The organism is Microbacterium tumbae (genome assembly GCF_054780175.1).
Map to the genome: position 1 here is coordinate 665,335 of NZ_BAAGWV010000003.1, position 13,360 is coordinate 678,694.

The window sequence follows — 13,360 nt, forward strand, 5'->3', positions numbered from 1 at the left end:
GGAGCCGACCGTTAAGGTAGAACCATGACGTATACCGTCGCCGTCTCCGGCGCATCCGGCTATGCAGGCGGCGAGATCCTGCGCCTGCTCGCCGGCCACCCGGACATCGAGATCCGCACCGTCACCGCGCACTCCAACGCGGGTCAGCCGCTCGTCCAGCACCAGCCGCATCTGCGCTCTCTCGCGCACCTGGAGCTGCAGGAGACGACCCCTGAGATCCTCGCGGGGCACGACATCGTGTTCCTCGCCCTTCCGCACGGCCAGTCCGGCCAGTACACCGACGCCCTCGGGGGCGTGCCCCTCGTGATCGACGCCGGAGCCGACCATCGCCTCACCTCGAAGGCGTCCTGGGATGCCTTCTACGGCGGCGCCTTCCACGAGCCGTGGACGTACGGCGTGCCCGAACTCCTCGTCGGCGGGTCGAAGCAGCGCGAGCGCCTGCGCGGCGCGACCCGCATCGCCGCCCCCGGCTGCAACGCCTCCACGGTCAGCCTGAGCCTCGCTCCGGGCGTCGCCGCGGGCGTCATCGATCCGGGCGACGTCGTCAGCGTGCTCGCGGTCGGCCCCTCGGGGGCGGGCAGGAGCCTGAAGACGAACCTCCTCGCGAGCGAGGTCCTCGGCACCGCCAACCCCTACGCCGTCGGCGGCACCCACCGGCACATCCCCGAGATCCAGCAGGCGCTGCGGGACGCCGGAGCCGCCGACCCCCGCATCTCCTTCACCCCGGTTATCGTCCCGATGTCCCGCGGCATCCTCGCCACGTCGACGGCGCCGATCGTCGCGGGGACCTCCGACGCCGAGATCAGAGATGCATGGCAGAGCGCCTACGGGGACGAGACCTTCGTGCAGCTGCTGCCGGAGGGGCGGTTCCCGCGCACCGCCGACGTCCTCGGAGCCAACACCGCGCTCATCGGCCTGGCGATCGACCGGCCCGCGAACCGCGTCACGATCGTCACCGCGGTCGACAATCTCGTCAAGGGCACCGCCGGCGCTGCCATCCAGTCCATGAACATCGCGCTGGGCCTCGCCGAGGACCGCGCCCTCACCGTGAACGGAGTCGCCCCGTGAGCGTCACCGCCCCCGCAGGCTTCGAGGCGGCCGGAGTCGTCGCCGGCCTCAAGTCCACCGGCAAGCCCGACGTAGCCCTCGTCGTGAACCGCGGCCCGCGCAAGGTCGGCGCCGCCGTGTTCACGAGCAACCGCGCCAAGGCCAACCCGATCATCTGGTCGCAGCAGGTGATCGCCGATCGCACCGTCGAGGCCGTCGTGCTCAACTCCGGCGGGGCGAACTGCTTCACCGGCAGCTTCGGCTTCCAGACCGCGCACCAGACCGCGGAGAAGGCGGCGGAGCTCCTCGGCGTGAGCGCGGGCGACGTCCTCGTCTGCTCCACGGGCCTGATCGGCACGGGTGACGAGGTCTTCCGCGCCAAGGTGCTCGCGGGAACCGAACAGGCGATCGCGGAGCTCTCCGCCGAGGGCGGCGCGCTCGCCGCCCAGGCGATCATGACCACCGACACCGTGGCCAAGACGGCTGTCGTCTCGCGCGACGGCTGGACGATCGGCGGCATGGCGAAGGGAGCGGGGATGCTCGCGCCCGGGCTCGCAACCATGCTGGTCGTCATCACCACCGACGCCGATCTCGAGGCTCTCGAGGCGGACGACGCGCTGCGCAGGGCGACCGGGACCACCTTCGACCGGCTCGACTCCGACGGCTGCATGTCCACCAACGACCAGGTCACGCTCCTGGCCAACGGCGCCAGCGGCGTCAAGCCGGATCTCGAGGCCTTCGCGGACGCGCTGCGCGAGCTGTGCCAGCATCTCGCCGTCCAGCTCCAGGGCGACGCCGAGGGCGCGAGCCACGACATCACCATCCGCGTCGTGAACGCCGCGAGCGAGCAGGATGCCGTCGAGGTCGGCCGCTCCGTCGCTCGCAACAACCTCTTCAAGGCCGCGATCTTCGGCAACGACCCGAACTGGGGGCGCGTGCTCGCCGCGATCGGCACGACGAGCGCCGCCTTCGACCCTTACGACGTGGACGTCTGGATGAACGGCGTGCGCGTCTGCTCCGCAGGCGGCCCCGATCGCCCGCGCGAGGAGGTCGACCTGACGCCCCGCGCCACCGATCTGCTCATCGACCTCAAGGTCGGCGAAGCCGAGGCGACGATCCTCACCAACGACCTGACGCACGACTACGTCCACGAGAACAGCGCATACGCCTCATGACCGACATCCAGGACACCACGCCGGACGTCGCGGCCGTCAAGGCCGAGACGCTCATCGAGTCACTGCCGTGGCTGAAGCGATTCCGCGACCAGATCGTCGTCGTGAAGTACGGCGGCAACGCCATGGTCTCCGACGAGCTGCAGGATGCCTTCGCGCAGGACATCGCGTATCTCCGCTATGTCGGAGTGCAGCCGGTCGTGGTGCACGGCGGCGGACCGCAGATCTCGAACATGCTCGACCGGCTGGAGATCCCCAGCGAGTTCAAGGGCGGCTACCGCGTCACCAACACCGAGGCGATCAGCGTCGTCCGCATGGTCCTCACGGGCCAGGTGAACCCGCAGCTGGTGTCGAAGATCAACTCGCACGGCCCGATCGCCACAGGTCTCAGCGGCGAGGACGCAGGCCTCTTCGGCGGGCGCCGTCGCGGCGTCGTCATCGACGGCGAGGAGATCGATCTCGGCAGGGTGGGCGACGTCGTCAAGGTCGACCCGACGCCGGTGCTCGATCATCTCGCCGCAGGGCGCGTGCCCGTGGTGTCGTCCATCGCGCCGGACCTCGATCACTCAGGTCAGTCGCTGAACGTGAACGCCGACGCCGCGGCATCCGCTCTCGCCATCGCGCTCGGTGCGCGCAAGCTCGTGATCCTGACGGACGTGCCGGGTCTCTACGCGGACTGGCCGAACCGCGACTCCCTCGTCTCGCATCTCACCTCCGGAGACCTCGTCGAGATGCTGCCCGGACTCGAGTCGGGCATGATCCCGAAGATGCGCGCCTGCCTGGACGCCGTCGAGGGCGGCGTGGACGCGGCGGCCATCATCGACGGACGCGTGCCGCACTCGGTGCTCGTCGAACTGTTCACCAGCAAGGGAATCGGAACCGAAGTGGTCCGGGGAGAGAGGACGAAGGCATGACCGTCTGGCAGGAGGACGCCGCGCGCGATCTGGTGCTCAATGCGGGGCCGAGGCTGGCGCTGCTGACCCGCGGCGAGGGCTCGTACCTGTGGGACGGCGACGGCAAGCGCTACCTGGATTTCCTCGCCGGCATCGCCGTGACCTCGCTCGGCCACGCGCATCCGGTCTTCGTGGAGGCCGTCGCGGCGCAGGCCGCGACACTCGCGCACGTCTCGAACTACTTCGCGACACCGCCCCAGCTGGAGCTCGCCGCCCGGCTGAAGCGCCTCGCGGGCGCGGGCATCGACGGGCGGGTGTACTTCTCCAACTCCGGCGCGGAGGCCAATGAGGCGGCGTTCAAGCTCGCGCGCCTGCACGGCGGAGCGGACCGGCCGCGGATCATCGCGCTGGAGAACGGCTTCCACGGACGGACGATGGGCTCCCTGGCGATGACCGCCAAGGCGAGCATGCGCGCGCCCTTCGAGCCGATGCCCGCGGGCGTCGAGCACATCCCTGCGACGGTCGAGGCCCTCGAGGTAGCTCTGGACGATCGGGTCGCCGCCGTCATCGTGGAGCCGATCCAGGGCGAGGCCGGCGTCGTCGAGCTTCCCGAGGGGTATCTCGCCGCCGCCAGGGCGCTGACCCTGCAGCACGGCGCGCTCCTGATCGTCGACGAGATCCAGACCGGCGCGGGCCGCACCGGCGCCTGGTTCGGCTACAGCCACGAGGGCATCATCCCCGACGCGATCACGCTCGCCAAGGGCATCGGCGGAGGCTTCCCGATCGGCGCGCTCGTGACGTTCGGCGCGGCGAGCTCGCTGTTCACGCCTGGCTCGCACGGCTCGACCTTCGGCGGGAACCCGCTCGGAACCGCTGTGGCCAACGCCGTCCTCGGGGAGATCGAGAGCGCCGGGCTCGTGCAGAACGCCGCGGAGCGCGGCGTCCAGCTCCGGTCCGCGATCGAGCGGATCGCCTCGCCGCTCGTCACCGGCGTGCGCGGCAGGGGACTGCTGATCGGCGTCGCCCTCGGCGCGCCGGTGGCCGGCTCCGTCGTGGCCGCCGCTCAGGAGCGCGGCCTCATCGTGAACGCCGCCAGCCCCGACACCATCCGCATCGCCCCAGCCCTCACGATCGGCGACGCCGAGATCGAGGAGTTCGAGACCCTCTTCGCCGCAGCCCTCGCCGATGTGCGGCAGGGGCAGGCGGTATCCCAGACCGAGATGGTTCCCGCATACGCCGCACCGAGCGGCGAGGAGGAGACGAAGTGACCCGCCACCTGCTGCGCGATGACGACCTGAGCCCTGCCGAGCAGGCCGAGATCCTCGACCTCGCCGTCGAGCTGAAGAAGGACCGCTGGGCCGACAAGTCCCTCGCAGGGCCCCAGACGGTCGCGGTGATCTTCGACAAGTCCTCCACGCGCACGCGCGTCTCCTTCGCCGTGGGGATCGCCGATCTCGGCGGCTCGCCGCTGATCATCTCCACGGCGAGCAGTCAGCTCGGCGGAAAGGAGACGCCGAGCGACACGGCCAGGGTGCTGGAGCGCCAGGTGGCCGCGATCGTGTGGCGCACCTATGCCCAGTCGGGCCTGGAGGAGATGGCAGCCGGCACCCGCGTGCCCGTCGTCAACGCGCTCTCGGACGACTTCCACCCCTGCCAGCTGCTCGCAGACCTGCTCACGATCCGCGAGCACAAGGGCGAGCTCAAGGGTCTGACGCTCACGTTCTTCGGCGACGGGCGCAGCAACATGGCGCATTCCTATGCGCTCGCCGGCGTCACGGCGGGCATGCACGTGCGCATCGCATCGCCGACCGACTACGCGCCTCGAGCCGATGTGGTCGAGGCGGCCGATCGCCGCGCTGCGGAGACCGGCGGATCGATCACCCTCTACACCGATCCCGTCGAGGCCGCGGCCGGAGCCGACGTGGTCGTCACGGACACCTGGGTGTCGATGGGCAAGGAGGAGGAGAAGCTCGCGCGCATCCGCGACCTCGGCGGCTACAAGGTCACGGGCGAGACGATGAGCATCGCCGATCCCGAGGCGATCTTCATCCACTGCCTGCCTGCCGATCGCGGGTACGAGGTCGACTCCGAGGTCATCGACGGCCCGCGGAGCGTGGTCTGGGACGAGGCGGAGAACCGCCTGCACGCCCAGAAGGCGCTCCTGGTCTGGCTGCTGCGTCAGGGCTGAGCCCACGGTGCGCACGAGTCCCCTGGCCGGCCCATGAGCTCCTCGTCGAAGGCCGCTGCGGGTCGAGGCCGGCTCGCGGCGAACCGGGACCGTCTGAACGGCCCCGCCCGCGTCGCCGGCATCGATCTGGCGCGCGGGCTGGCCGTGATCGGGATGTTCGCCGCGCACCTGCTCGTGACGTCCGACCACTGGGACTGGGCGGACCCCGGGACGTGGAGCTCCGTCGTCGACGGCCGCTCGTCGATCCTGTTCGCGACTCTCGCCGGCGTCTCCCTCGGGCTCGTCACGGGCGGACCCGTACCGCTCGACGGGAGCCGTGCGCGTGTCGCCAGGGGACGGATCGCCGTCCGCGCCGGTCTTCTCTGGGTCCTCGGCGTCCTCCTCATCCTCACCGGCGTCCCGGTGTACGTGATCCTGCCCGCCTACGGCATCCTGTTCCTGCTCGCCCTGCCGTTCGCACGGTGGGATGCGGTGTCCGTCCTGTCCGCCGCGGCCGGGCTCGGCGTGGTGATGGCACTGGCCCAGCCCCTGATCGAGGAGCTGCCGCTGTGGGACGGCCCGTTCGGGCTGGAGCTGTCGGACGCGCTGGGATGGGCCTATCCGTTCACCGTCTGGATCGCGTACGTGCTGGCCGGGCTCGGCCTCGCCCGCGCCGATGTCACGCTCTTGGCCACGCAGCTCCGGATGCTGGTCGCGGGCTCGGCGCTCGCGGCGCTCGGCTATGGGCTGTCGATCGTGCCGCTGCCGACGGACTCGCTCTATCTCTGGACCGTGTGGCAGGCGGTTCCGCACTCCCAGGGGCTCCTCGAGGTCGTCGGGAGCGGCGGCTTCGCGATCGCCGTCATCGGCGCGTGCCTGCTGGCCTGTCGCATCCGCTGGCTGAAGGTCATCGTGCTCCCGCTGCGGGCCACGGGAGCGATGCCGCTGACGGCGTACACGGCGCAGATCGTCGTCTGGGCGGTGATCGCGCTGGAGGTCTTGGGCAGCGCGTCCGACCTCGAGGGATTCCGGGCACTCGAGCCGTTCTGGCCGCTCGCGATCGGAACCGTCGTCGCCTGCACGGCGTGGGCCCTCCTCGTCGGACGCGGCCCTCTGGAGTGGGCGCTGGATCGCACGGCGAAGCTCCTCATCCCCGCGCCGCGCGGGCTCGGCGACCTCGGGCCCGGCGAGCGTCACGACGGCGAGACCCCGTCCGCCCGCCGGAGCCCCCTCTGACAGCATCGTCGCGGCGGGGCGCGTCGGACGCATGGGTCTCGACGACGCGTCCGGATGCCGGGAGGCGGTCGGAGGATCGCTAGGCTGGAGGGATGAGCGAGGCGAAGCAGGACGGCACGAACGAGGGCGCGCTCTGGGGCGCCCGATTCGCGAGCGGACCGTCGCCGGAGCTGGCGGAGCTCAGCCGTTCCACCCACTTCGACTGGATCCTCGCGCCCTACGACATCGCAGGCTCCCACGCGCACGCCACGGCGCTCGAGGCGGCCGGCTACCTGGAGCCCGACGAGGCCCGTCGGATGCACAAGGGGCTGGACGTCGTCGCGCGCAAGGTCGCCGACGGCACGATCGTGCCTCTGCCCACCGACGAGGACGTGCACGGCGCCCTCGAGCAGTCCCTCATCGCGGAGCTCGGTCCTGAACTCGGCGGACGGCTGCGCGCGGGGCGCAGCCGCAACGACCAGATCGCCACGCTCGTGCGGATGTACCTCATCGACCACGCGAAGGTCATCGCCCGTGACCTGCTGCGCGTCATCGACGCCCTCGTCGCTCAGGCAGAGGCGCACCCCGATGCGATCCTGCCTGGGCGTACGCATCTGCAGCATGCGCAGCCGGTGCTGCTCGCCCATCACCTCCAGGCGCACGCCTGGCCGCTGGTGCGGGAGCTGGAGCGCCTCGTCGACTGGCGCCGCCGCGCCGGCGTCTCGCCCTACGGCGGGGGAGCGCTGGCGGGTTCCACGCTCGGTCTCGACCCCGCCCTCGTCGCGACCGAGCTCGGTCTCGAGCGTCCGGCGGAGAACTCGCTGGACGGCACGTCCGCGCGCGACGTGGTCGCGGAGTTCGCGTTCATCGCGGCGATGACGGGCGTCGACCTCTCTCGCCTGAGCGAGGAGATCATCCTCTGGAACACCCGGGAGTTCGGCTTCGTCACACTGCACGACGGCTACTCCACCGGCTCCAGCATCATGCCGCAGAAGAAGAACCCGGACATCGCCGAGCTGACCCGCGGCAAGTCGGGACGCCTCATCGGCAACCTCTCGGGACTGCTCGCGACGCTCAAGGGGCTTCCGCTCGCGTACAACCGCGATCTGCAGGAGGACAAGGAGCCGGTCTTCGACTCCGTGCAGACGCTCGAGGTCGTCCTGCCGGCGTTCGCCGGGATGATCGCCACGATGCGCTTCGACACCGAGCGCATGGCCGAGCTGGCGCCGCAGGGCTTCTCGCTCGCGACCGATGTCGCCGAGTGGCTGGTCAAGCGCCGTGTGCCGTTCCGCGACGCCCACGAGATCTCCGGCGCGCTGGTCCGCGCCTGCGAGGAGCGGGGGATCGGCCTGGAGGACGCCTCGGACGAGCTGCTGCTGTCGGTGTCGCCGCATCTGACGCCCGAGGTGCGCGAGGTTCTGTCGATCGAGGGCTCCGTCGCCTCCCGCACGGGCGCGGGAGGGACCGCTGGTGTGCGGGTCGCCGAGCAGCGCACGGAGCTCGTCGCGCGAGCGCAGAGCGCCGCGCACGCCCTCGGCCTGTGACGGCTTCCCGAGCGAGGGAAGCCATCATGCATAGATGGTGCATATATCGAAATATATAACCCATTAAAGAATAATTAGCTGTTATTCGTGATATGGTTATGACATGGTGATCGCCGTGATCGCCGACATCGTCGGCTCCCGCAGGCTGGACGACCGGGCATCCGCGCAGAAGGTGCTCGACCAGACCATCGCGCGCGTGGAAGCGGATCTCCCCCTCGCGATGCAGCCGCTGACGCCCACCGTGGGCGATGAGCAGCAGGGCGTGTACGAGCGGCTGGGCGATGCGCTGGTCTCGCTCCTGATGCTCCAGCTCGCCCTCCCGGACGGGATATCCTTCCGCTTCGGGATCGGCATCGGACGGATCCGCGCCATCGGCTCCGTGCACGGCGAGCTCTCGGACGGTCCAGGGTGGTACGCGGCCCGTGACGCGATCGAGACCGTGCACGGCAGGGAGCAGCGCACCCTGCCGCGGATGCGCACATGGATTGTCGGAGCCCCGGGGCAGGATGAGGTCATGCGGACCACGATCGCGGCATCCAACGCCTACCTGCTCGCGCGCGATGAGCTCGTCGGCGCCATGAGCGAGCGAGAGCGCCGGCTCGTCTACGGACGTCTGAACGGCGTCTCGCAGGCCGAGCTCGCCGAGGCGGAGGGCATCTCGCAGCCGAGCGTGTCGAAGTCGCTGCGCAGCGCGGGCGCCGCCGCCCTCATCGAAGGCGCAGCGCAGCTGAGGGGAGCGGTCTCGTGATCCTGGCGGGTTTCCTCCTGCTCGCGGTCGGCGCCGTCGACCTCGTGCGGCAGTTCGTGCCGCGGCGATGGATCGGGTACCTCGTGACCCTCATCGTCCTCCTCGTGCTCGGCAGCGTCTCCGACGCCCTCCTGCCCATGATCCTGGCGATCGCCGTCGGCGCCGCATGGGTGTGGGCCATGCCGCGCGAACGGGAATCGAGGCTCGGCTTCTGGCCCGCCGTTGTGCTCGCCCTCGTCGTGGCGCTGGCCGTCGCGACGGTGGGCGAACGTCCGGATGCCGGCATCATCGGCCTCACCTGGGATCTCGGCTCCCCGTTCGGGCCGATCTCCTTCGACCTCGCCGTGCTCGTGATCGGCGTGGTCGCCTTCCTCCTGGAATCCGGCAACCTCGTGGTGCGCGCTGCGCTGTCCGGAGAGCACACCTGGCGCCCGGACGACGCGGGCATCGCAGCAGCACCGGAGGAGATCGGAAAGCCTCAGGAGACCGAGACCGAGACCGAGACCGAGACCGAGAGCCGCCCTGCACCGCCTCGCGGTGGATTCAAGGGGGGTCGCCTCATCGGGCCGCTCGAGCGCGTGATCGTCTTCATGCTCACCCTCACCGCCGCGTACCCGATCCTTGCGGCGATGCTGGCGGCCAAGGGCATCGTGCGCTTCCCCGAGATCTCCAAAGACGGTGAGACCGGTGCGCGTGCGGAGTACTTCCTGGTCGGCAGCCTCGTCAGCTGGGTGATCGCGCTGGGATCTGCGTTCCTCGTCTGGTGGGGCGTGCACTCCTGATCGGGGCGGTCGATCAGGGCGGCGCGCAACGGGAGGGATGCCCTGCGCTGATAGCCTGGAGCGCGTGTCTGAAACCGCTCTGACGACTGCTCCGCAGGCGATCGATCCCACGTTCGAGAACGTGTGGGATGAGATCGTCTGGCGCGGCCTCGTCCACGTGTCCACCGATCAGGAGGCGCTGCGCGCCCTTCTTGCCGGAGACCCGATCACGTATTACTGCGGGTTCGACCCGACGGCGCCCAGCCTGCACCTCGGCAACCTCGTGCAGCTGCTGCTCCTGCGTCGTCTCCAGCTGGCCGGTCATCGTCCGCTCGGCCTCGTCGGCGGATCCACCGGCCTCATCGGCGACCCCCGGCCGACCGCGGAGCGCACGCTGAACACGCGCGAGACCGTCGCCGAATGGGTCGGGCGCCTGCGCGCGCAGGTCGAGCGCTACCTGAGCTTCGAGGGCGACAACGCCGCCAGGATCGTGAACAACCTCGACTGGACCGCGCCGATGTCGGCCATCGACTTCCTGCGGGACATCGGAAAGCACTACCGCGTCGGCACCATGCTGAAGAAGGATGCCGTCGCCGCGCGCCTGAACTCGGACGAGGGCATCAGCTACACCGAGTTCAGCTACCAGATCCTGCAGGGCATGGACTTCCTGGAGCTCTACCGCAGCTACGACTGCGTGCTGCAGACCGGCGGAAGCGACCAGTGGGGGAACCTCACCAGCGGCACCGACCTGATCCGCCGCTCCGAAGGCGTCAGCGCCCACGCGATCGGGACGCCGCTCATCACGAACAGCGACGGCACGAAATTCGGCAAGAGCGAGGGCAACGCGATCTGGCTGGACGCGGAGATGTGCAGCCCGTACCGCATGTACCAGTTCTGGCTGTCGACGACCGACGCCGACGTGATCGATCGGCTCAAGGTCTTCACCTTCCTCACCAGGGCGGAGATCGAGGAGTACGCGCAGCTCGTGGAGACGGAGCCGTTCCGTCGCGCCGCCCAGAAGCGCCTCGCCCTCGAGGTCGTGGCGACGGTGCACGGTGCGGACGCCGCCGCAGCGGTCATCGCGGCATCCGAGGCGCTGTTCGGTCAGGGCGATCTGACCTCGCTGGACGCGGTCACGCTGCGCTCCGCGCTCGAAGAGCTGCCGAACGCGACGGTGACGAGCGGTTCGCCGGTCGTGGACGCGCTCGTCGCGACCGGCCTGGTCTCAAGCCTCTCCGAAGCGCGTCGCGCGATCGGCCAGGGCGGGGTCACGCTCGACGGCGTCCGCGTCGAGGACGAGGCGGCCGTCGTCGAGGGGACGCTCCCTGGCGGAGTCTCGGTGCTGCGTCGCGGCAAGAAGACGCTCGCCGGACTGTTCATCGGCTGATCGTGCCGTTCACGCCGAGCCATGCGGTCGTCGCCCTGCCGTTCGTCAGGACGCCTCTGATCCCTGCAGCCATCGCGATCGGCGCGATGACCCCCGATCTGCCTCTGTTCGTGCGGGGCATCGGACTCGGCTACGGCTTCACCCACGATGACGCGAACATCATGTGGACCACGTTCATCGCGCTCGGGCTGTTCCTGATCTGGCGCGCCCTGCTGCGTCCCGCGGCGCGAGAGCTCTCGCCGGTCTGGCTGGCGCGCCGCCTGCCGTCGGAGTGGGACCAGAGCGCCGGGTCGGCGGTGACCGCCGCGATCGGCGTCGGGCAGCGGCCGTTCTTCTCCCTGCTGCTCGTCGTCTCACTGATGCTGGGCGTGCTCTCGCACATCGTGTGGGATCTGTTCACGCACGAGGGCCGGTGGGGGAGCGAGCTCTTCCCCGTGCTGGAGCAGCAGTGGGGGCCGCTGCAGGGATTCAAGTGGCTCCAGTACGGCTCGAGTGCGTTCGGTCTGGTCGTCATCGGCATCTGGATGCTGCTCTGGCTGCGCAGGCGCGTAGAGGGCGCAGCGGTCTCACGGCTCCTGCCGGGGTGGGTCCGCGTCGCATGGTGGGTGTCGCTGCCCGGCGTCCTCATCGCCGCATGGGTCCTGGGGGCTCTCATCCTCGGACCCTTCACGGCCGAGTTCACGGTCCAGCACCTGGCCTATCGTGTGCTGCCGCCGGCCTGCGCTCTCTGGGGCGCGCTGACCGTCGTGCTCTGCGTCGTGATCGGCATGCGCCGCCGCTGACCGCGGCGCGCCGATCACCAGTGCGGCGCGTCGCGGCCCCACGGACGGGGCGGGGCGAACTCGAAGCCGGGGATCGCGGACCTCGCCGTGGTCACGCGATGTCCGCCGACCTCGAAGCTCTGCGTGTGCGCGGAGACGTCGATCTCGTGTGCTTCCTGGGGCTCTGCGCGCCGCGGCATCCCGAGCAGTTCAGCGGCGACACGGCGGAGGGATGTGCGCGCGAGCCATGATCCCCCGCTCACGGATCGTCGGCGGAGGGCGCTGATCACGGCGGCGGCGAGGAGATAGCCGGCGGAATGGTCGAGCGCCTGCGCCGGAAGCGCGCCCGGGAGCTCTCCGTCGGAGGACTCGATCATCGCGATGCCGGATTCGGCTTGGACGAGGCTGTCGAATCCTCGTCGATCCGGCTGGTCGAATCCCCATGCGCAGAGCTGCGCGACGACGATCCCCGGATGCCGCTCGGAGATCGCCTCGGGGGAGAGACCGCGCCGATCGAGTGCCGCGGGGCGATAGCCCAGCACGACGACATCCGCGTGTCCGAGCAGCTCGGCGAACTGTTCGGAGCGCGTGTCCGAGACCGCGCTGCGCTTGCCGTGCCCGGTGTCGAGATGCTGCCACTCGGACTCGGGAAGGCCCGGCGGATCGATGCGCAGCACATCCGCGCCGAGGAGGGCGAGGGTGCGGGTGCACACCGGACCGGCGATGACCCTGGTGAGGTCGAGCACGCGGATGCCCGACAGGGGATCCGGCCCCTGCGGATATGCGCGGGGAGCGGCGTCGCCGATGCGGTGCGTCTCGACGAGCGGCGTGAGCCTCAAAGCCGCGTCGACGGCGGGCTCCTCTCGCCGGACGGCGACGGCGAGGCCGCCTGCCGCGGTGACGGCCTGCACGACCTCTTCGCTCGCGCGGCCGAGGAGCTCCGCGCGGAGCTCGTACGCCCCGTCCTCCGAGGCGAGGTTCATCGCCCGTCGCAGCGCACGCGCATGATGCGGATAGTTCCCGTGGGTCCGTATCCAGCCGTCGCCGGTGCTCCAGAACCCGGACAGACCCGCCCAGACATCGGGCCGCTCGCCGTCGACGAGCAGGTACCGGTCGCTGCGATAGGCGGCTGCGATCCGATCGGGATCGAGCAGTGCGGCGTCGATGCGCGGGTGTCGTGCCGCGACGCACACGGCGTGGACGCTGGCGAGGGCGAGATCGCCGACCGACAGCCGGGAGGAGAGAGCCTGCATACCGTGATCGTAGGACGGAGGCCTCCGGGGGAACAGAGGCAGGAACGGGCGACACGCCCGGGATGCCGCGCTGATTTGCCGGAGGGCCGCGACCCTGCGTAAGTTATTACCTGTTCGCCCCACAGGGTTGAGCGAGACCAGCAGGTCAGCTCCCCTCAAGTGGTGGACCACCTCCCAAGACGAGCGGATGACTTCGGTCCGAGGCTCGTGGCGGGAAGCCTTGCGGTCCGCAGATCGCGCCTCGGTTCGCCCGGCGCGTCGGTTTGACAATCGGATGCGGCGAGGTAAGATTGAGAAGTTGCCTTGCGGGCCTGGTTGTGATGGCTGGGTCGTGGGTGCGTCCGATCCTTGAGAACTCAACAGCGTGCACTTGTCAAATGCCAAATAACCTCGTCTCAGCCTTTTTGGTTGG

12 protein-coding genes are annotated in these 13,360 nt (G+C 70.1%); 11 read left to right on the forward strand and 1 reads right to left on the reverse strand.

Annotated elements, in window-relative coordinates:
* Nucleotides 1-24: 24 nt before the first annotated feature.
* The 11 genes from argC (at nt 25) to ACYVGQ_RS14975 (ending at nt 11,716) form a co-directional block, all read left to right on the forward strand.
* The gene (gene argC / locus ACYVGQ_RS14925; RefSeq protein WP_460785442.1) at nt 25-1,068 is read left to right on the forward strand and encodes an N-acetyl-gamma-glutamyl-phosphate reductase; all 1,044 of its coding nucleotides are present in this window, start codon (nt 25-27) and stop codon (nt 1,066-1,068) included.
* Nucleotides 1,065-2,222 carry a bifunctional glutamate N-acetyltransferase/amino-acid acetyltransferase ArgJ gene (gene argJ / locus ACYVGQ_RS14930; RefSeq protein ID WP_460785443.1) on the forward strand — a complete coding sequence of 386 codons (1,158 nt, stop codon included), beginning with the start codon at nt 1,065-1,067 and terminating at the stop codon, nt 2,220-2,222. The genes argC and argJ overlap by 4 nt, the downstream gene beginning before the upstream one ends.
* Complete coding sequence (gene argB, locus ACYVGQ_RS14935) at nt 2,219-3,133, forward strand: acetylglutamate kinase (RefSeq protein ID WP_460785444.1); 915 nt, start codon at nt 2,219-2,221, stop codon at nt 3,131-3,133. The genes argJ and argB overlap by 4 nt, the downstream gene beginning before the upstream one ends.
* Nucleotides 3,130-4,380, forward strand: coding sequence for an acetylornithine transaminase (locus ACYVGQ_RS14940; RefSeq protein WP_460785445.1), 1,251 nt, complete (start codon nt 3,130-3,132; stop codon nt 4,378-4,380). Before argB ends, ACYVGQ_RS14940 begins: the two co-directional genes overlap by 4 nt.
* Complete coding sequence (argF, locus tag ACYVGQ_RS14945) at nt 4,377-5,300, forward strand: ornithine carbamoyltransferase (protein ID WP_460785446.1); 924 nt, start codon at nt 4,377-4,379, stop codon at nt 5,298-5,300. The genes ACYVGQ_RS14940 and argF overlap by 4 nt, the downstream gene beginning before the upstream one ends.
* 33 nt (nt 5,301-5,333) lie before the next feature.
* A complete protein-coding gene (locus ACYVGQ_RS14950; protein ID WP_460785447.1) occupies nt 5,334-6,515 on the forward strand; it encodes a heparan-alpha-glucosaminide N-acetyltransferase domain-containing protein in 1,182 nt (393 codons plus the stop codon).
* A gap of 92 nt (nt 6,516-6,607) precedes the next feature.
* A complete protein-coding gene (gene argH, locus ACYVGQ_RS14955; protein ID WP_460785448.1) occupies nt 6,608-8,038 on the forward strand; it encodes an argininosuccinate lyase in 1,431 nt (476 codons plus the stop codon).
* A 103-nt stretch (nt 8,039-8,141) separates the two neighbouring features.
* Nucleotides 8,142-8,786, forward strand: a complete 645-nt coding sequence (locus ACYVGQ_RS14960; protein ID WP_460785449.1) for a SatD family protein — start codon at nt 8,142-8,144, stop codon at nt 8,784-8,786.
* A complete protein-coding gene (locus ACYVGQ_RS14965) occupies nt 8,783-9,568 on the forward strand; it encodes a hypothetical protein (protein WP_460785450.1) in 786 nt (261 codons plus the stop codon). Before ACYVGQ_RS14960 ends, ACYVGQ_RS14965 begins: the two co-directional genes overlap by 4 nt.
* A 37-nt stretch (nt 9,569-9,605) precedes the next feature.
* Nucleotides 9,606-10,934: a tyrosine--tRNA ligase gene (gene tyrS / locus ACYVGQ_RS14970; RefSeq protein WP_460785451.1), complete on the forward strand. Its 1,329-nt coding sequence runs from the start codon at nt 9,606-9,608 to the stop codon at nt 10,932-10,934.
* A gap of 2 nt (nt 10,935-10,936) precedes the next feature.
* Nucleotides 10,937-11,716, forward strand: coding sequence for a DUF4184 family protein (locus ACYVGQ_RS14975; RefSeq protein ID WP_460785452.1), 780 nt, complete (start codon nt 10,937-10,939; stop codon nt 11,714-11,716).
* Between the two features lie 14 nt (nt 11,717-11,730).
* On the opposite strand, the gene ACYVGQ_RS14980 is transcribed toward ACYVGQ_RS14975, so the two are convergent.
* Nucleotides 11,731-12,948, reverse strand: a complete 1,218-nt coding sequence (locus ACYVGQ_RS14980; protein ID WP_460785453.1) for a CoA transferase — start codon at nt 12,946-12,948, stop codon at nt 11,731-11,733.
* Nucleotides 12,949-13,360: the final 412 nt, after the last annotated feature.